Source organism: Mucilaginibacter sp. (assembly GCF_039925265.1).
Classification (GTDB): Bacteria; Bacteroidota; Bacteroidia; order Sphingobacteriales; family Sphingobacteriaceae; genus Mucilaginibacter.
Map to the genome: position 1 here is coordinate 63,613 of NZ_JBDSZG010000027.1, position 19,505 is coordinate 83,117.

14 protein-coding genes are annotated in these 19,505 nt (G+C 45.8%); 6 read left to right on the forward strand and 8 right to left on the reverse strand.

Annotation, left to right across the window (positions count from 1 at the left end; all coding sequences use genetic code 11):
- Positions 1-109: 109 nt before the first annotated feature.
- From ABIX36_RS12945 to ABIX36_RS12960, 4 genes are all read left to right on the forward strand, one after another.
- Positions 110-409 (forward strand): HU family DNA-binding protein, encoded by a 300-nt coding sequence (locus ABIX36_RS12945; RefSeq protein WP_348082582.1) that lies wholly within the window; start codon positions 110-112, stop codon positions 407-409.
- Positions 410-415: 6 nt separating this feature from the next.
- The gene (locus ABIX36_RS12950; RefSeq protein ID WP_348082583.1) at positions 416-1,267 is read left to right on the forward strand and encodes a tetratricopeptide repeat protein; all 852 of its coding nucleotides are present in this window, start codon (positions 416-418) and stop codon (positions 1,265-1,267) included.
- A 21-nt stretch (positions 1,268-1,288) separates the two neighbouring features.
- The gene (locus ABIX36_RS12955) at positions 1,289-1,378 is read left to right on the forward strand and encodes a hypothetical protein (RefSeq protein ID WP_008506795.1); all 90 of its coding nucleotides are present in this window, start codon (positions 1,289-1,291) and stop codon (positions 1,376-1,378) included.
- Between the two features lie 103 nt (positions 1,379-1,481).
- Positions 1,482-3,032 carry an Rne/Rng family ribonuclease gene (locus tag ABIX36_RS12960; protein ID WP_348082584.1) on the forward strand — a complete coding sequence of 517 codons (1,551 nt, stop codon included), beginning with the start codon at positions 1,482-1,484 and terminating at the stop codon, positions 3,030-3,032.
- 144 nt (positions 3,033-3,176) lie between these two features.
- Here the strand turns inward: ABIX36_RS12960 and ABIX36_RS12965 are convergent, their stop codons facing one another.
- Positions 3,177-7,223 carry a cadherin-like beta sandwich domain-containing protein gene (locus ABIX36_RS12965; RefSeq protein ID WP_348082585.1) on the reverse strand — a complete coding sequence of 1,349 codons (4,047 nt, stop codon included), beginning with the start codon at positions 7,221-7,223 and terminating at the stop codon, positions 3,177-3,179.
- 402 nt (positions 7,224-7,625) lie between these two features.
- Here ABIX36_RS12965 and radA point away from each other — a divergent pair, with 402 nt between their 5' ends.
- Positions 7,626-9,098, forward strand: a complete 1,473-nt coding sequence (radA, locus tag ABIX36_RS12970; protein ID WP_348082586.1) for a DNA repair protein RadA — start codon at positions 7,626-7,628, stop codon at positions 9,096-9,098.
- A 192-nt stretch (positions 9,099-9,290) separates the two neighbouring features.
- Here the strand turns inward: radA and ABIX36_RS12975 are convergent, their stop codons facing one another.
- The 7 genes from ABIX36_RS12975 to dapF all read right to left on the reverse strand — a co-directional run bounded on the left by ABIX36_RS12975 (position 9,291) and on the right by dapF (position 17,575).
- A complete protein-coding gene (locus ABIX36_RS12975; protein WP_348082587.1) occupies positions 9,291-10,529 on the reverse strand; it encodes a PP2C family protein-serine/threonine phosphatase in 1,239 nt (412 codons plus the stop codon).
- An 84-nt stretch (positions 10,530-10,613) separates the two neighbouring features.
- Positions 10,614-11,741: a glycosyltransferase gene (locus tag ABIX36_RS12980; protein WP_348082588.1), complete on the reverse strand. Its 1,128-nt coding sequence runs from the start codon at positions 11,739-11,741 to the stop codon at positions 10,614-10,616.
- Positions 11,728-12,699: a lysylphosphatidylglycerol synthase domain-containing protein gene (locus ABIX36_RS12985; RefSeq protein WP_348082589.1), complete on the reverse strand. Its 972-nt coding sequence runs from the start codon at positions 12,697-12,699 to the stop codon at positions 11,728-11,730. Before ABIX36_RS12985 ends, ABIX36_RS12980 begins: the two co-directional genes overlap by 14 nt.
- Before the next feature lie 203 nt (positions 12,700-12,902).
- The gene (locus ABIX36_RS12990; protein ID WP_348082590.1) at positions 12,903-15,800 is read right to left on the reverse strand and encodes a DEAD/DEAH box helicase; all 2,898 of its coding nucleotides are present in this window, start codon (positions 15,798-15,800) and stop codon (positions 12,903-12,905) included.
- 349 nt (positions 15,801-16,149) lie between these two features.
- Positions 16,150-16,314 (reverse strand): hypothetical protein, encoded by a 165-nt coding sequence (locus ABIX36_RS12995; RefSeq protein ID WP_348082591.1) that lies wholly within the window; start codon positions 16,312-16,314, stop codon positions 16,150-16,152.
- A complete protein-coding gene (locus tag ABIX36_RS13000; RefSeq protein WP_348082592.1) occupies positions 16,311-16,769 on the reverse strand; it encodes a hypothetical protein in 459 nt (152 codons plus the stop codon). The genes ABIX36_RS12995 and ABIX36_RS13000 overlap by 4 nt, the downstream gene beginning before the upstream one ends.
- Positions 16,770-16,783: 14 nt before the next feature.
- Complete coding sequence (gene dapF, locus ABIX36_RS13005) at positions 16,784-17,575, reverse strand: diaminopimelate epimerase (protein WP_348082593.1); 792 nt, start codon at positions 17,573-17,575, stop codon at positions 16,784-16,786.
- Between the two features lie 196 nt (positions 17,576-17,771).
- Here dapF and ABIX36_RS13010 point away from each other — a divergent pair, with 196 nt between their 5' ends.
- Positions 17,772-19,310: a Do family serine endopeptidase gene (locus tag ABIX36_RS13010; protein ID WP_348082594.1), complete on the forward strand. Its 1,539-nt coding sequence runs from the start codon at positions 17,772-17,774 to the stop codon at positions 19,308-19,310.
- Positions 19,311-19,505 lie beyond the last annotated feature (195 nt).

Genomic DNA, 19,505 nt, shown 5'->3' on the forward strand with positions numbered 1-19,505 from the left:
GGTCTGCAAAAAAAATGTGTTAATTATTTTAATCTTTAATTTTAAAGCGATACTTTTGCAACCCCAAAACAGTTAAGTATTTATACATTTTAAATAAAGAAAACAGGATATGACCAAGGCAGAAATTATAGCTGAAATCTCTTCTAAAACAGGTATCGAGAAAGTTGACGTGCAGGAAACCGTTGAAGCGTTTTTCAAAGTAGTGAAAAGCTCAATGGTAGGCGGCGAGAATGTTTACGTAAGAGGGTTCGGAAGTTTTGTAGTTAAAAAGAGAGCAAAGAAAACCGCGCGTAACATTTCAAAAAATACTGCCATTATTATCCCCGAGCATTTTGTACCAAGCTTTAAGCCAGCTAAAACTTTTGTAGAGAAAGTTCGTACAGGTAATAAAACCACTGCAAGCAAATAATAAGCTATGAATAAAAAGCAGATAGCCGTTTGTGCAATAGTAATTGTTACTATGGGCTATTTGTACTGGCAACCTGTAAAAGGTTTGGTAAAATCTAAAGAGGTTGCAGCCAAACCAGCTACTACTGCCGTTGATGCCAATGCAAAACCAGCCGCTGGATTAACCGAAGCTTCGGTATCGGCACTGGCAAAGCAAAGCTTAGATGCAGAACAGTTAAAACAGGTTGAAGCGCTGGAAGGGCAGTTGCAAACAGCAACGATTGCCGCAAAGCCATCGGTGCAGCGCAGTTTGGCAGCCTTATGGGATGCAAACGTGCAGCCTGCGCCCGCAGCCTTTTATTACCAGGAAATAGCCCAACAAACAAACGCGTTTGATGATTGGGTAAATGCCGGTAACCGTTTTAACGAAGCTACCAAACGCTCGCAGGATGCTAACGAGCAGGTTGCCTTGAGTGCTAAAGCTTCGGAAGCGTTTTTAAATGCTACTAAGTTAAAGCCAGCAGATCTGGAAGCCAAAACCGGATTAGGCGTTGCCTATGTAAACGGTGGCGGTATGCCAATGCAAGGTATTGCTTTATTGCTTGAGGTAGTAAAGCAGGATCCTAAAAATCACTCGGCATTGCTCAATTTAGGCATGTTTGCCATGAAGAGCGGGCAGTATGATAAAGCGGTTGGCAGGTTTAAAACGATGATAGCCATAAAAGAAGAGCTTGAGCCCTACTTTTACCTGGCCGAAAGTTATAAGCAACTGGGCCAAAAACAAGAAGCGATTGCAGCTTATGAAAAATGCAAGCAACTAATAGGCGACCCTGCAGAGAGTAGCCGGATAGATGAGTTTATAAAGGAATTAAAAAAATAACCACACTTAAAAATTATTATCATGCCAAGCGGTAAAAAACGTAAGAGACATAAAATGGCTACCCACAAACGCAAAAAGCGTTTAAGAAAAAACAGACATAAGAAAAAATAGGCTATTGTAAATAGCTTGAGCCCCCTTATAAGGGGGCTATTTATGTTTAGTTTTTTCCACCCGGCGGCGCCTTGCGGTGCCGTTTTAAGAAATGGAGTAGCAATTGATAAAAGAATTAATTATCGATTCATCCCCCAACGGGGCTACTATTGCATTATTACAGGATAAACAACTTGTAGAACTCCACAAAGAGCAAAACACCAATAATTATACTGTTGGAGATTTGTATTTAGGCCGCATTAAAAAAATTATGCCCAGCCTGAATGCCGCTTTTGTGGATGTAGGATACGAGAAGGATGCCTTTTTGCATTATCTTGATTTGGGGCCGCAGGTACAAAGCCTGCTTAAGCTTACCAAACAAGTACGTAGCGGGGGATACCAATCAAAGCTTTTAGATAACTTTAAGCTCGAAGCTGATATAAACAAAGGGGGCAAAATCTCTGACGTTTTATCAAAGGGAGCGCTTGTGCCCGTACAAATTGCCAAAGAGCCCATCTCAACAAAGGGCCCGAGGTTAAGCAGCGACCTGTCTATTGCAGGCCGCTATGTTGTATTGGTGCCTTTTTCTGAGGTGATCTCCATCTCGAAAAAGATAAAGAGCAATACCGAGCGGAATCGCTTGCGTAAAGTTGTTGAGAGTATCAAACCAAAACATTTTGGCGTAATTATACGCACCGTATCTGAAGGGAAGGGTGTGGACGAGTTGCAGAAAGACCTGCTGGATTTAATCTCCAAATGGGAAGTCTTTGTAACCAAACTCCACAGTACCGAACCATCCAGAAAGGTTTTGGGGGAGATCGGCAGAACATCAACTATCCTGAGGGATATCTTGAACCCGGATTTTCAGCACATTTACACCAACGACCAGGGGATGTATGAAGAGATACGCTCTTACATACACGAGATCTCGCCTGAGATGGAGGGTATTGTGCGCCTGCATAAACACAAGGAGCCTTTGTTTGAGCATCATGGTATTGATAAGCAGATAAAAGGTGCTTTTGGTAAAACCGTTAACCTTGCCGGTGGCGCTTACCTGGTAATTGAGCATACCGAAGCTTTACACGTTATTGACGTGAACAGCGGGAACCGTACAGCTAATAAAGAGAACCAGGAAGAGAACGCTTACCAGGTGAATAAGGAAGCGGCAAAAGAAATTGCCCGCCAGTTGCGCCTGCGCGATATGGGTGGTATAGTGGTTGTCGATTTTATTGACATGCACAAGCCAACCAACCGCAAAGAGCTTTTTGATTATCTGAAGGCCCAAATGGCCGATGACCGTGCAAAACACACCATTTTGCCGCCGAGCAAGTTTGGATTGATACAGATCACCCGCCAGCGCGTAAGGCCCGAAATGAACATTGTTACCAGTGAGATATGCCCTGCCTGTAACGGTACCGGTACCATCCGCCCAACGGTGTTGCTGCTTGATGATATTGAGAACAACTTCAACTTCATCCTTGAAGAACAAAACGAGAAAAACATTACCCTCTGCGTACACCCGTACATTGAGGCCTACATTAAAAAGGGAATGTTTAACCGCCAGATGAAATGGTACTTTAAATATAACCAGTGGATAAAGGTGAAAACCAACCCGGCTTACCAGTTAACCGAGTTCCACTTTTTCTCCGGTAAGGATGAGGAAATAAAATTGTAAATGTGCGGATACGCAGATAAGAAAAGAGCAGATGTTTGAGAAAGCATCTGCTCTTTTTGGTTAGTTTTATATCCATGTTCATGCCCGCATCGGCTAAAAGTTTCTAATTGCCGGTCTGCGTTGCGGCTAATATTCCTCGTTTGTTTAATATTTCACAATAAAGTAACCGGTCCTCTTCTTGGTTTCCGTGCCTTTCTTGTACTCTACAGAGTAGAAGTAAGTACCCGGCTGCTGCAGAGTACCTTTGCTGCTGCGCCCGTCAAAAGCCCTGGCTTCATTATCATAGCCTTTGGTTTCGTATACCACGGCACCGTTGCGGTTTATAATGCGTACTGTGTTTTCCGGGAAAGCGTTAATACCCTCAATAGTGAACCGGTCGTTAATGCCATCCCCGTTTGGCGATACGGCTTGTTTTATGTTAATATCTTCAGGCTGGGCTTCTGCTGGTTGCCCGGTTTCCTGTACTATACTTATGCCCCCTTGCCTGGTTGTTATGGCTGCTATTACCGGCGGCGTGGCTTTGTTAACAATTACTGTTATAAAACGCCTGGTCATGCCATCTTCTGCTGTTACCTCTACCGGGATATTAGTTGTTGTTCCGGTAAGCGTAACAGGTGCCGAGGCAGTGTTTTGTGCGGTTATTATGCCGTTAACTTTAATGGTACCCGGGCTTTGGGTGCCCAGGGTTAGCTGTACATTGCTTATGGCGGTGCTTACCAATGCTGTCCAGGTATCTGTTGTGCCGCCCTGGCTAAGCGGGCCGGTATTAATAGCTATACCATTTAGCCCTGTATTGCTGGAGCCGTATTTATTTACTACAACGGTTATAAAACGTTTTGTTACACCGTCTTCTGCTGTTATCTCTACAGGTATAGTAGTTGTTGCGCCGGTTAAGGAGACGGCTGCCGTAACGGTATCCTGAGCGGTTGTTGCATTGTTTATTTTTATTGTGCCCGGCTCTTTAGTGCTCAACGTTAATTGCACACTATTTACGCTGCTGCTTACCGAGGCCACCCATTTATCCGTTGCGCCTTCGCGAACAAGCCCGCCAGAGCTGATAGCAATGGTGTTTAACCCTGTGTTATTAGAGCCCGCCCTCCGCACAGTAACGGTAATGTTGCGTTTTGTTACGCCGTCTCCTGCCGTTATTTCTAGCGGTATATTTGTGGTTGCACCTGTTAACGTGATAGCCGCCGAAGCAGTGTTTTGTGCTGTTACGATGCCGTTAACTTTTATTGTAGCCAGGCCAACGGTGCCAAGCGTTAACTGTACGCTACCAACACCGCTGCTTACAGATGCTGCCCAGGTATCGGTTACGCCCACACGGGTAAGCAGTCCGGCACTGATTACTATGTTGCTAAGCCCGGTATTATTTAAAGTTGTTTTTGTTACTGCTACGGTTAGTAAACGTTTTGTTATACCGTCTTCCGCTGTTATTTCTATCGGGATATTGGTTGTTGTGCCGGTGAGTGTTACCGGTGCCGAAGCAGTGTTACGGGCGGTTGTTACTCCGTTGATCTTTACGGTGGCAGGGTCCTTGGTATCAAGCGTTAATTGTACGCTTGTTGCGTCGCTGCTTACAACGGCGGCCCATTTGTCGGTTACAGCCACGCGGCTAAGCAAGCCATTGCTAATAGTTAAATTGTTTATCCCTGTATTGTTAGAGTTGGTTCTATTTACAACCACGGTTATCAAACGCTTGTTTACCCCGTCTGCTGAAGTTGCTTCCATCGGTATGTTTGTTGTTGTGCCGGTTAGTGCAACCGGTGCCGAGGCGGTGTTCTGCGCGGTTGTTATGCCGTTAATTTTAACGGTACCCGGTTCCTGGGTACCCAGCGTTAGCTGTACTTTGCTTATGCTGCTGCTTACCGATGCTGTCCATGTATCTGTTGTGCCTACTTGAGTAAGCGGACCCGTGTTAATTGCTATATTGCTTAGCAGCAGCAGCGGCAGCCTGTTTACCCTCACTCTATAGATTTTTTTAATGTCACCCGCTGAAACTTCTATAAACTGGTTATCGTTAGCTACACTTAGATTTTGAGGTGGTGACGGCACGCCGCTTACTACCGACGACGCACCTACTCTCATTGTTGCGCCGGCATAAAGTGGAGTAAGCGTAAATCTTACGCTTGTTGTTGAATTAAATACCGTTACTTTATAATTAAGAGTATCGCTGTTAAAAGCAGGGGTTAATGTTCCCTCACTTATGACCAAATTACTGAGGCGTAAATCTGCTAAGCGTACCACTGTAATGGAGTAAAACATTTCCTCACCAGTCGCTTTTCCTTGGACCCTGATACTAATGGTATTATTTCCAAGTTGTAAGGGTATGACGGCCGAGGTGCTACCGCTGGCTACGAAAGCCCTATTAACCGTAGAAAAAGCCGCAGTAGAGGTAAGTACCGGCAAAACTGTTATCGAAGAAACGCTGTCGGGTACAGTGACAGTATATGTAGTTTGTGATGGCTTAAATATCGGGCTTAAAGTACCCGTGCTTATGGTTATGTCGCTTAGCAACACTGACCGCACACGCATTACAGTAATGGTGTAAATTTTGTTGCCGCCGAGGTCTTCTGACTGGCTTATCACCTTAATGATATTATTTCCAATTATTAAAGGTATTGCGCTTGACGTGGCTCCGCTGGCTACTATATCGGTATTATTGCCGTAGTCAATTAGAGCTCGCCCGCCCGCAGTTCTTAGGGTTGGCACAACTGTAATTGAAGTAACGCTGCTTGGAACAACTACATTGTAGTTCGTGCTATCGGTATTAAACGCCGGCGATAAGGTACCCTGGCTAATGGTTAGGTTAGAAAGGTTTGCATCTGTAGATTTCTCCTGGGTGACTTTTACAACATAGGTTTGTACATATCCGGAATCATCGGTTGCCTGTATATTTATAGTATTTAGTCCTCTTTGAAGGGTTATTGCCTGGGAGGCTGTGCCGCTTGTGGCCGCCACGCCGTTTACCGTAATTGTTGTTCCTGCATTCGCAATTGTTGGGGTAACTGTAATGCTTGCGATTGTACTCGCCACACTTACATTATAGTTAGAGGTATTCCTATCAAACCCGGGGCTTATTGCGCCTGCGCTTAAAGCCAAGCTGCTCAGCAACCCTGCCTTAGCGCGGTTTACGGTAATGGTGTAAGTACGAACGGTAACGCCGTCTTCTGCTGTAACCGTTACTGTAATGGTATTTGCGCCAACCGATAAAGGGATACCTGCCGAATAGCCCATTGAGCTAACCATATTCCCGTTGACTTTAACCGTTGCAAATGCATTGTTTAGCGTTGGCGATACATTTACATAAGAAATGTTATTGGTAACAGATGCAGTATAGTTATAATTGATTGCGGCAAAGCTACCGAACCGGGCTTGCAGTATAATTAAATCCGTTAAGTACGCATCATTCTCGGCCGGTCTTGTTATTACCAATACATATGTCCTTACGGCGCCATTCTCGGCTGTTACCTCTATATTGAATGTGTTATTCCCTGGATTTAGCGTAACTAAGGCGCCGCCATTTGCAGGAACACCGTTCACTTTTGTAGTTTCCTTGCTGGCGGAAGTGTTAAATGATAAAGATGCTTTATGCTTGTCACTGGCTACCGTGGCAGTGTAATTCAGCACATTCTTGTTAAATGCTGGGCTGATACTTGCCGAAGCCAATGATAATGACATTAAGGTATTGTCGGACGAGATCTTGCGCTTAAAGATTATTGAGTAGGTTTTGGTTGTGCCGTCCGCAGCCTTAACCACAATTGGCACCAGGTTGTCGCCGACATTTGTGAAGTAACCCCTGATAGACCCGGAGGTTGCCGTCTGGCCGTCAACCGTTATCTTCGCTTGTGCATCGGCTACTGTTGGGGTGAAATACACTATCGTTTCACTTGAATCCACAGACACAACATATTGCAGTGTTGAGGAACTGAAGGCCGGGCTTAGCGCATGTCCGCTCACAGTTAAATTAGCGAGGTTGGCGTTGGAGGATGGCGGGTTGCTGATAGTGGCGGCATTAGCGGTAACATTTGAAGCGTTTTCGTCAAAATTACCAGCGGGGCCTGTTAAAGCCGTGTCCCGGTAATGAGCTGCTGTAAACTCACTCAATGTTAACGACGCCGAATGACCGATATTAGCAGAGGCATACAACGATGACAAAATAAACACAGCCAGGAGTAATAGTTTTTTCATTGGATAGGCGTTAGGTTAATTTGGATCAAATTTAAAAATTAAAAAGGATGAATATGGAACATAACATCGCATATCAGCTTGTCCGGAAACCGTGAACAAGCAATCCCCTGACAATTAGGAATTGCAAAAATAACGGGCAATTACTGCTACCATAAAGGGAAACGGCGGTTACATATAAATGTACAAGTTTTTATAAGCCAACGTGTTTTGTAATCGCTAACCTTCAGGTAATAATATTGTTACAAATAGCATGAGGATACAAATTCCCAACGGGCTCGTTCGGCTGTTCGCGCCCCATCCCGAACGCGAACAAGCAGAAATTAATTTGAATGATTGCCAATTAATTGCTAATTTTATTGGCAATTACAATCGTAAATCGTAATTCTAAAATCTCAAATCGAATTGGCTAAAACTAAGATCGCATATTTCTGCCAGAGCTGTGGCTACGAATCACCAAAATGGCTGGGTAAATGCCCGGCCTGCCAGTCGTGGAATACCATGGTGGAGGAGGTTTTGGAAAAAGCCAACGCTTCGGTACCCACTTGGAAAGCCAGCCCGGTATCCTCTGTGCGGGCAAATAAACCGGTGCAGGTTGCCGATATTACTTTTAAGGAAGAGCACCGCCTGCTTACCCCCGATAAAGAATTCAATCGAGTGTTAGGCGGAGGTATTGTGGCAGGTTCATTAGTGCTAATTGGCGGCGAACCGGGCATCGGTAAATCTACCCTGATGCTGCAATTGGCGCTGAACATGCCGGGCATCAAAGTGCTGTACGTATCCGGCGAGGAAAGCGACCACCAGATAAAAATGCGGGCGGAAAGGCTCACAGCCCAGCCCCCCCCGCCCCCTGAAGGGGGAGCTTTTGATTTGCATGGTACTTCTGCTCCCCCTTCAGGGGGTCGGGGGGCTGGGGACTCTTGCTACATCCTGACCGAGACTTCCACCCAAAATATATTTAAGCAGATAGAAGAATTGCAGCCGGATCTGGTTGTGATAGATTCTATCCAAACCCTGCATTCGGCCCACGTGGAATCTACGCCGGGGAGCGTATCGCAGGTGCGGGAATGTACCGCCGAGCTGCTGCGCTTTGCTAAGGAAACGTCCACGCCGGTATTTTTGATAGGCCATATCACCAAAGATGGTATGATTGCCGGTCCGAAGATACTGGAGCACATGGTAGATACCGTGCTACAGTTTGAGGGCGACCGCCACCACGTGTACCGCATACTACGAACCATCAAAAACCGTTTCGGTTCGGCATCTGAACTTGGTATTTACGAAATGCTGGGCGAGGGTTTACGCGAAGTATCCAACCCATCCGAGATCCTATTATCGCAACGCGATGAACCACTAAGTGGCATCACCATATCTGCCACGTTAGAAGGGATGCGCCCGATGCTGATAGAGACGCAGGCCCTGGTGAGTACATCGCCTTACGGCACGCCACAGCGTACCGCAACAGGCTTTGATACCAAACGTATGAGCATGCTGCTGGCCGTATTGGAAAAACGCTGTGGTTTCCGCCTTGGCGCAAAGGATGTGTTCCTCAATATTACCGGCGGTATCCGCGTAGAAGACCCCGCTATCGACCTCGGACTTGCAGCGGCCATCATCTCTTCGCATGAGGACATCCCCATCCCGGCAAAAACATGCTTTGCGGGCGAAATAGGTTTATCGGGCGAGATTCGGGCCGTAAACCGTGTAGAGCAACGCATAGCCGAAGCGCAGAAGCTGGGCTTCGAACAAATCTTTATCTCCAAATACAACATGCCCTCCGGCGCAAAAGATAAAAACCGGCTCGACCTCTCCCGCTACACCATCGATGTGAAAGTGGTAGGGAGAATTGAGGAGGTATTTGGGTTGCTGTTTGGGTAGAAAGGCGACGGTGGGACACCGCCGTTGGGGAGTTACTTTTATTCCCTTCTTGGGGAGGGGTTTAGCCGCGCGAATCTTACAAAGCCAATAAATTTCTCCCTCGTTGTTCATCAGCGAAGAAATCGCACCAGCACCAGCTTTTTATTCCTCCGTTCCGGTGTCCTCACCGGAACTATTAGCCAGGGCGCATCTCTACGATACCCTCACCGTAAGCAAGGTGATATCATCAATAGGTTTGCCCTTTATTACGGTGTTGATGTGGTTCATCATGGCTTCATTGAAATCGTCCGGCGTCATATCGCCGTTGGCAATTACAAACTCCAGCAGTTTTTCTTCGCTCCAGTTCTTGTAGTTCTGCAGCTCATGATCCATTAAACCGTCGGTATAGTTAAAGAAAAGAGTATTGGGATCAATATCTATCTCCCCTTCGTTTAAAAACGGCAGCTCGTCAAAAGCGCCTATCATAGTAGTGCCCAATTTCAGCGGGAACGCCTCGCCGTCGCAATATAAAATGGTGGGATTGTGGCCTGCGTTGATGTAGTTAAGCTTACGTGTTTTCTGATTAAAGCGGGCTAAAAACAGCGTGATAAACCGCTCGCCTTTGGTGTTATGAATAACCAGCTTGTTAAGCCGTTCAACAATTGTAGTGAGGTCGTCCTCAATGGCGGCCAGGCTTTGCAAGCTTGCCTGAAAATTTGCCATTAACAGCGCGGCAGAAATTCCCTTGCCCGATACATCGGCAATGCACCATAAAAATTCGTCCTCGTTGAGGCGGAAGAAATCAAAATAATCGCCGCCGATGTTTTGGTGCGGCAGGTATTTTGCGCCAACCTCTACGCCAACTTCTTTATAAACCCGTAGCGGGATCAGCATGTTTTGCACTTCAACCGCCAGCTCCATTTCGCGCTGAAAGCGTTCGGCCTGTAGTCGTTCGCGGAAAAGTTTTTTATTCTCCAACGCCACCACAATCACATTGATAAGTGTTTGAATAAACGTCAGATCATTATTCAACATCTCGCCCGAGGTGTGAAAGTCACCGATGAGCGCATAGGCGAGCGCCTTATTTTTATGATAAATAGGGATAAAGTAATCGTATCCTTTCAGTACAGGATTGGAATGGCCGGTTAGTACCGATGGCGATTTTATTTTGCTTAAATGCGCCCAGGTACCGTTAAGCACAATAGCCGACTCTAACGGCCCGCCATATTTAGAGATGCAGCTGTAAACATTGTCTTTAGCTATGAGGAAACGGAATTTCCCTATTTGCAGATAGTTTTGCAGGATCACCTCCAGCATCTTGATGAGATCGGGCGTGGAGGCGTTTTTATTTATCGCCCGCGTAATTTCCAGCAAAGCATTCAACTCCGACTGCCGTTTTAAGAGCAGCCGGATCAGTTCGTCTTCGCCTGAACTATCCTGGGTGTTTTGCATTATTATAATAGGTAGCCTAAAATAAAGAATAATTTATTCTAAACAGGATTTGTTTGCGCTTTCTACTGTTAAGTTGTAAGAAAATTAGCGAACGGTGCGGCCTTTCCATGAATATTTGCGCGTGTTGCCAATAAGCCCGACGTATACAAAGTAGATGATGTGTATGGGAATGAGGATGATAAGTAATCCCACAAGGTTGGTCCGCTTGAAAAAGGCAGCTATCGGCAACAGGAAAGCCACCTCGAAAATATATTTCAAAAGAACCTGCACGGCGAATAGCTTGAGGAAGAAAATATCATAAAAGCCCAATGCCGCGTTTACCAGCAGCGATAAGTTGAACAGCCAGATACATACCGCCAGCGCTACTATCCATTTGTCTTTGTACTTGGTAGATTTTGATGCCCAGCGGCGGCGCTGCTGCAAAAATTCCTGCAGGGTATGCTTGGCGTGGGTGTAAACAATAGCTTCGCTATTCTTTAAAAAACCAATGCGCTCCGGGTATTTAACGGCTACTTTTTGCAGCAGCAATTCGTCATCGCCCGATGCCAGGTCGTCTATTCCTTTAAAACCGCCCACCTCGTAAAAAACATCTTTACGGTAAGCCAAATTAGCCCCGTTACAGGTAGATGCCCTGCCGTTGCCTATAAAGGCCGCTCCAATACCGATGAGGTAAGAAAATTCAAGTGTCTGCAGTAACTCAAACAAGGTCTTCTCCTCAAAATAGGTAACCGGGGAGGAGATCATCACCGGGTTATGCGTTTCGTAGTAGCTTACAACCGAACGGAGCCAGTTTTTCCCCATGCGGCAATCCGCATCGGTTGCAACCATCAGCTCGCCGGTAGAGCGGGCAATGGCTTCGGCAATGGCTTTCTTTTTATAGGAGTTTAGCGGTTTGTCTTCCCGGAGCTGCATTAGTATAATACCATCGGCGGCATAGCTGCGAATAATATCGGCAGTGTTATCGGTAGAATGGTCGTCTACAATGATAACTTCTACCAAATGGCGGGGATAATCCTGCGCAATAATGTCTTCTATGGTGTACCGGATGCGTTCTTCCTCGTCGCGCGCGGCTATTAGGATAGTTACTCGGGTGGTAAGGCTTGCGCCATCGGTTTTGGGGCGCCTGAGTGCGGCCCATCCTTTAATAAGGTAAGCAAGTACAAGCAGGTAAAGGCCGGTTAGGAACAGGGAAATAATACTATGTGCGATCAAAGAATTTTAGTTTAAGTACAAATACCGACCCCATAATGGCCGGAATAATAAGATTAATAAGCCAGATAGATGATACCGACGCCATAATGGCAAGATGTTGGTTGGTAATATAGGTAAAAAGATAGGTTGCGGTGTAATTACGCACGCCGATGTCCAACAGATCCAGCGAGGGGAGTGCCGATTGGATAAAGATAAACACTACCACTGTAAGCATCATTGGCAGCAGAGGCAAGGAGGGCAACAGCAGGTGTATCACCAAATAATATTGAACAGAGAATACCACGAAGCGCGCCAGGCTATAGCCGATAACCACCAGCAGCTCCCTACTTTCGTACCGGCCCATGATATCAAAAAAGCGGTGATATTTTTTCAGGAACCTGATCTTATCCAGCAAGCTTACCAGCCATTTAATGTTGAAGTAAACTACCAGCAGCAACACTAAAAATGCAAGTGATAAAACCGTTATGCCCAAAAACAGCCAGGTGTTTAAGTGTAAAAAGCTGTAGATAAACCAAAGCGAGGCTAAAACACCCGCAACATTGGTGATCACATTCTGCGCGAATGCACCTACGGCCATGGCAAATACCCCATGGATGCGTTTACGGTTGGGCAGAAACATTACCCTGCCGCCAAATTCGCCGATGCGGTTGGGGGTAAAGATGGCCCAGGTTAATCCGCAAAAAACAGCCTCAATAGCTACCCATACCGAAATATTGGCTAAACGCTTGGAGAGGTATTGCCATTTAAAGCTTTCGAGCAACCAGTTGACGAGCATTAAAAACACAACAGCAGATAAGGTAATAACTACCTGCTGGCGGCTGATGCGGGTTATCAGATCTTCGAATTGTTTAAGATCGGTATTCTTCTTTAAAAACTTATGGTAAATAAAATAGAAGGCCAAAACCAGTATGGTGGCTTTAAGCAGATAAGAAAGGGCTTTTTTAGCGGTAGCTGTCAACAATTAAAATTTTTGCAAGTTTACAAAAAGCAAAAGCAAGCGATGCGCTCACGGGCAAATTATTCGGGTTGGGCCGAATGAATATGGCAATGTGTATACAAAATAGGAGGTGATTTTGTTTGCGTGTGCGGCGGCGGTGGGGACACCGCCGCAGGAGAGGTCTTCATTGTGCCGGTGTCCTCACCGGCACAGCTATGTTTGCCTTACCCCAATATTTCCTTAATATCTTCCGCCGAAAGCGACTTGATAAAGCTTTCTTCGGTGGTGATGAGCGAGCGCGCTACGCTTAGCTTACGCTGCTGCAGGGCCAGGATCTTTTCTTCTACGGTATCTTTGGTGATGAATTTGTAAATGAACACGTTTTTGGTTTGGCCGATGCGGTGCGTGCGATCTATAGCTTGTTGCTCTACGGCCGGGTTCCACCATGGGTCGAGGATGAAAACGTAATCTGCTTCGGTAAGATTTAAGCCGACACCACCTGCTTTTATAGAGATGAGGAACACCCTTGTTTTTACATCTTCCTGAAACTGTTTTACCACATCACCACGGTTTTGGGTGCTGCCATCCAGGTAAACGTAAGGGATATTATTCTGGTCGAAATGTTCGCGGTAGATGTTCAGCTGCTTTACAAACTGGGAAAATATCAGCACTTTATGCCCGCCGTCCAATACGTTGGCAAGGGTATGCACCACATTCTCAAACTTGCCCGAATCGCCCTCATACTCCTTGTCTATCATTAAAGGGTGATTGGCTATCTGGCGCAGTTTAATTAGCCCCTGTAGCACCTGTATCTGTGTCTTAGCATAGGTGCCATCCTCAATACTGCGGAGCAATTCATTGCGGTATTCAGACTTTACTTTGTCGTAAACCTCAGCCTGCTCCTCGCTCATCTGGCAATAGAACAAGTTTTCGGTTTTTGGCGGCAGTTCGGTGGCTACCTGTTCCTTGGTACGGCGCAATACAAAAGGTTTGATGATCGCCTGTAGCTTGCGGGCTTTTTCTTCGTCCTTCTTCTTCTCAATCGGCGTTACAAATTCATTCTGGAAATAGATCTGCGCACCCAGTAAGCCGGGGTTAATGAAGCTCATCTGCGTCCACAGGTCGTTAACCGAGTTCTCAACCGGCGTACCGCTCAATATCAGCTTAAAGCGCGATTTAAGCTGCCTTACCGATTGGAACGATTTGGACGATGGGTTTTTAATGTTCTGACTCTCATCCAATATCACGTAATCGAAATAATACGCCTTAAACATCTCAATATCTATCCGGCTGATGCCATAGGTGGTGATCACAACATCGTAATTGGCAAACACATCTGCCGATTTATAGCGGAACGCCCCGGTATGCACCATCAGCCTCAATTGCGGCGCGAATTTTTTAGCCTCGTTAAGCCAGTTGTATATCAGCGAGGTAGGCATGATCACCAGCGAGGTGGCTTTGCTGCCCGCCGCTTCGGTATCTTCTTTATGTTTTTGCAGCAGGGCCAGCGTTTGGATGGTTTTACCCAAACCCATATCATCTGCCAGGCAGCCGCCAAAATGGTACTCCTTTAAAAAGTGGAACCAGTTGTAACCGGCCTTTTGGTAAGGGCGCAGGCTGCCTGCAAAGTTTACCGGCATTGGTACATCCTCGGTTTCTTCGTAATTGGTGAGTTTTTGCAGCTTGCGGCTCATGGCGGTCTCGGCCATTTCACCTTCCAGGTCGTTCACCAAACCAATGTGGTGGCGGCGCAGCTTAAGGCTATCGCCACCCTCGCTAAAGTGCAGCAGGTTACCGTACTGCGAAAACCATTGCTCGGGGATTACCGCTATCTCGCCCGATGGCAGTATAAATTCCTTTTTATGGTTGAGGATGTGATTCTTCAGCTGGATGAACGGGATGCGGTACGGGCCGAAGCACACTACTGCATTGATATCAAACCAATCGTTACTTTCCTTTATCTCCAGATCTATTTTAGTGGTGCCGAAAACGTAGCGCTTTTGCCCGTCGGGCTGCTCCAGTTCAAAGCCTTTTTCTATTAGCTCATCGTGATGCTGGTTAAGCCACTCAAATATCGGGAAGGAACGGTCGCTCTCATCTTCTCCGTGCGCTACTTCCAAATTTTGAAAAAGTGAAGAAGTGGTTTGCAGCCCCAAGGCCTCCAACTGCGACAGTTTGCCTTTTTCCCAGGTAACCGAGCGCTTGATGCGATGAAACAGGTAATCGTCGCCGGTGCGTTCCATGCGTACCGATATATGCCTACCATCACCATATGGGAAAATGTAGCCCGCATATTTAAAATATAGCTGTAATTGTGAAGTGCCGCCTTCTACATATATCGGTTTCAGGAAGGCAGTAGCGTCGTATTTTTCGGTATTGATGGTAAAACCTTCGGCGTATACGTTATGCTTCTCTATCAGCGGGGCAACAAATTTTTCGAAATATGATTGCTCCGAAGATTTTGGGATAGATATAAACCTTTTGTTCAAAAACGGCTGCAGTTTTTTACCCTCTATTTCTTTATCAAAGTAGTATAGCGTATCATCCAGCAGCATCCATGCGGGATGGTTGCAAATAACTTCGGCATCTTTAAACATAAATTCGATGCGCATCCCCTGGTATTTAATGGTAGGGAAATAGCGGATCTCCTCCTCATTCCTGCGGAAGTGGAACAGTACTGAAGCCGGTTCATCAGCAATATGCACCTTACGGCCAGCGGGGTAGCCCTCCTTACTCATCAGGAACAGCTGTTTGTTGGCACTGCCAAGCAATGCCAGCGCCTCCACAATCTTCTTTTCTATTTTGGGCCGGATAACGTCAAAAAGCTGATCGTTAAACACCTTAGCGAAATATTCAAACGGGCGGATTGGTTTTTTATAGAACTTTTTAATGATGTTCCCCTGCTCCATATCCTCCAGTATTTTAATGAGCTTTCGGTCGGTATCATCAATACAGTGACTGAACTCTACCGCCGTATTGCTGAAAAGGCGCTGGTGGGTAAAAGAAAATTCTCCGTTGGGGTTAAGCTGCACAATATGCGGCTCTATCACGTACGACAGGAAGTCGTGCCGGGCAATGGCATAAATTATTTGGCACGGTTTGCTGCTGTCTACGCGTAACATCAATTTCTGATAAAAAATTAATGAAAGCTACATCAACAAAAAATTCAAACGTAAACTAAAAAACCGAAAAGGAAAAATTTTAGCGGCGCTTTTTATTAACAACTAAACTCCAAATCGTCTTTGCGAGGCACGAAGCAATCTCTACGCAGGAAACATCGCCATGCAAAGCCGCTCTGCTAATCGGGAGATTGCTTCGTGCCCCGCAATGACGGACGGTTGACGTGCAATTAGTTTATTTCTATCTCCCCATCAAAAACCAACTCCGCAGGGCCTTCTAAAAATATATTGCTGAATTTTTCGCCATCGTTATCAAAGCGGATGTTGCGATGGCGAAAAAACTTGATCGTGCTTAATTACTTTTCTTCCTATCCTTTGGGAGGCCGATAGTGCGTAGCATTTCATTGGCTTTAGCAAGTTTTTCTGGAAACAACACTACATTATCATACTTGTCAAGTGACTCGTCGATTTTAACAACGGGCACTTTTTTCTTGTTAAGCTCTTCTATCGTTGTCATATCTCAAATTTAAGCAATTTTCTTTGCACTATAAAAGCATCGTAATTTTCTCCTATAACAAATGGCTCCCATTCGCTATGAATTTGACCGTAAATCAAAAAATTACTTTTTGCTTCTTGAAAATATTTGGTGATGCCCATTCTGTATAATCGGGTTCTTGACTTCGAACTGCCCGTAGCGTAAATTGATGCATTGGGATATCGGTCTGTAAAAGCGATTACTGCTGCAACGACCGTAGCCAATACTTGCTCACTGTCTCCATTATTCGAGATAGCGATGTCATTAATTTGCCCAGTATCGGCATCTTTATCGCCAAAGGCAAGATTGTATAGATCCTTATAGTTAGTTGGTGTGAATTGGACAAGCTTTGGTATTAGTCCTTTCGGCCCTCGACTAACAAATTCGAAGGCGGTTAACTTATTCCCGGATGTCAGTTCGTAGCGGTCTAAATTCATCGATATTTGTAGCTTTACGCCCCTACCTCTATCTCCCCATCAAATACCAACTCTGCAGGGCCTTCTAAAAATATATTGCTGAATTTTTCGCCATCGTTATCGAAGCGGATATTGAGGTTGCCGCCTAAAACTTTTATGGGTGTGCTGATGGTACCGAATTGCCTGTTGTGTTTGGCCATGGCCAGTGCTACCGCGGTAACGCCGGTGCCGCAGGCGTAAGTTTCGTTCTCTACACCGCGCTCAAAGGTGCGCACAAAGTAGCCCTCGCCGGTTTTTTCGGCAAAGTTTACGTTGATGCCTTTGGCTTTATAGGTAGCATTGTTGCGGATGGCGTACCCTTCGTTATAAACGTCTTTTATGGCGAGGTCTGTAGCTATTTTAACGTAGTGGGGCGAGCCGGTGTCCAGCACATAGGCGTCCCCATCTTTGCTTATGTCGGCCACATCTATCATTTGCAGGCTCACCCAAGTGCCTTCTTCTGAAATTTTGGCATGATGAGGGCCATCTGTGGCCAGAAATTTTGTCGTATCATAAATAATGCCCAGGTGTTTGGCAAAGGCCACAATGCAGCGGCCACCATTACCGCACATGCTGCCCTCGTTACCGTCGGCATTGTAGTACACCATTTTAAAATCGTAGCCTTCCAGGTTTTCCAACAGCATTAAGCCGTCGCCGCCTATGCCGAAACGGCGGTCGCAAAGCTTGGCAACCTCCTCTTTAGTTGGCTGATTGACAATGCCTTCTCGGTTGTCTATTAAAATAAAATCGTTGCCTGCGCCCTGGTATTTGTAAAACTTTATATTCACTTGAAATTTATTAAAAAGATGGCCTCTGCTTTGATAAGACTAACATGCCATAACAAATGTTTGGCCTTGTTAATGTTTATTTAACAATTTTTAACAAAATTGCACATAACTTATCATTGTTTATATCGTCTATATGGTATTAAATTTGAATGCCGATAGATAATATCGTAAACATAAAAGAGAATTGAAGAAAAATATGAAAAAGTTTGGTTTAACACTATTGACCGCCTTCGCGGGCGGCGCCTTAGCCTTAGGTGTGTATAAGTTTGCCGAAAACAAGTACGACCAGGGCATGAGTTTCGAAGACAAGCAAAAGGTTTATTTTGCCAGCAACCGTTCAAACGCGCCAATGGTATCATCTGCCGGTGCGGCCGACTTTACACAGGCAGCGGCAGAGGTTACCCCGGCGGTGGTTTATATCCGTACTACTTATGCGGCCAAAGGCAGCGGCAACCAGGACCAGTTTGAGCAAATGTTTGGCCAGATGTTTGGCCAGCGCATGAGGCCGCAGGGCCCGCAAATGGCATCGGGTTCGGGTGTGATCATCTCGCCTGATGGCTACATTGTTACCAATAACCACGTGGTGGCAAAAGCCGAGAAGATCACTATCGTTACCAATGATCACCGCCAGTTTGAGGCGAAAGTGATCGGTACCGACCCTAATACCGACCTTGCTTTAATAAAAATTAACGCTACCAACCTGCCCATTGTAAAATTGGGTAACTCGGATGCGGTACGCGTTGGCGAGTGGGTACTGGCAGTTGGTAATCCTTTTAAATTAACTTCAACCGTTACCGCGGGTATTGTGAGTGCTAAAGGCCGCAGCATCAATATTATTGGTAAAGATGATGATGATGACCAGGAGCAAAACCCGTTTGGACCGGTTACACAACAAACCCCAACCCTGCGTAAGGGGATCGAATCGTTCATCCAAACAGATGCGGCTATTAACCCTGGCAACAGCGGTGGCGCATTGGTGAACACTGCCGGCGAACTGATCGGGATCAACGCGGCAATTGCTTCGCATACCGGCTCATACGAAGGTTATGGCTTTGCCATCCCTGTGAATTTGGCAAAAAAGGTATTGAACGATATCAAGAAATTCGGTTCAGTTAAACGTGGTTACATCGGTATCAGCTTTGCTGACCTGAGCGACCCGGAAGCTGCACAAGGATTAAAAACCGACAAAACTAACGGCCTTTACGTAAACTCCTTAGTTGAAGGTGGCGGTGCTGAGAAAGCCGGCATCCAACCGGGTGATATCATTACCAAAGTAGAAGGCAACACGGTTTACGAATCGTCTGACCTGCAGGAGCGTGTTGCCCGTTTACAACCAGGCGATAACATTAAAATAACCGTGCTACGTAACGGCAGCGAAAAGAATTTTGATGTAACGCTTAAAGCAGAGGCTCCGGTTGCTAAATCGGCAGCGCTTTCTAAATCCGCGTCGGAATTGTTTAACAAGCTTGGCGCAAGCTTCCAGCCGTTAACCGCGGCACAAAAAACCAAGTTCCATGTAAACTCCGGTGTGCTGGTAACCCAGGTGCGTGCAGGCGGGATATTTGATGATACCGAGATCCCGGTTGGGTCGGTTATTACATCTATCAACAAACAGCCTATCAACAGTGTTGAGGATATGGACAATGTGATCACCAACCTGAAAAACGGTCGATTGATCATCACCGGATACTATCCAAACGGTGGCAGCTTCAGCAACGTTTTCGAAATACAATAATTAAAATTATTGATTTTAATAGAAGAACCCGGCGATGAGCCGGGTTTTTTGTTTTTGCCTCACTCCAGCCTCTCCAAAGAGTAATAGCCTATCATTAGACAGATTTCATAAAACGTTCCGCTGGAACGTGAAAATTGCCGTTATTTTTTCTACCCATGAGACGTTCCTCCGGAACGATTTTGTTTCTTCATCCCT

What these genes read in the sequence shown, in the direction of transcription:
- ABIX36_RS12955 (WP_008506795.1), top strand. Translation starts at nt 1,289, where the DNA reads ATGCCAAGCGGTAAAAAACGTAAGAGACATAAAATGGCTACCCACAAA.
- ABIX36_RS12945 (WP_348082582.1), top strand. Translation starts at nt 110, where the DNA reads ATGACCAAGGCAGAAATTATAGCTGAAATCTCTTCTAAAACAGGTATC.
- ABIX36_RS12950 (WP_348082583.1), top strand. Translation starts at nt 416, where the DNA reads ATGAATAAAAAGCAGATAGCCGTTTGTGCAATAGTAATTGTTACTATG.
- ABIX36_RS13010 (WP_348082594.1), top strand. Translation starts at nt 17,772, where the DNA reads ATGAAAAAGTTTGGTTTAACACTATTGACCGCCTTCGCGGGCGGCGCC.
- ABIX36_RS12975 (WP_348082587.1), bottom strand. Translation starts at nt 10,529, where the DNA reads ATGCAAAACACCCAGGATAGTTCAGGCGAAGACGAACTGATCCGGCTG.
- ABIX36_RS12995 (WP_348082591.1), bottom strand. Translation starts at nt 16,314, where the DNA reads ATGACAACGATAGAAGAGCTTAACAAGAAAAAAGTGCCCGTTGTTAAA.
- ABIX36_RS13000 (WP_348082592.1), bottom strand. Translation starts at nt 16,769, where the DNA reads ATGAATTTAGACCGCTACGAACTGACATCCGGGAATAAGTTAACCGCC.
- ABIX36_RS12965 (WP_348082585.1), bottom strand. Translation starts at nt 7,223, where the DNA reads ATGAAAAAACTATTACTCCTGGCTGTGTTTATTTTGTCATCGTTGTAT.
- ABIX36_RS12990 (WP_348082590.1), bottom strand. Translation starts at nt 15,800, where the DNA reads ATGTTACGCGTAGACAGCAGCAAACCGTGCCAAATAATTTATGCCATT.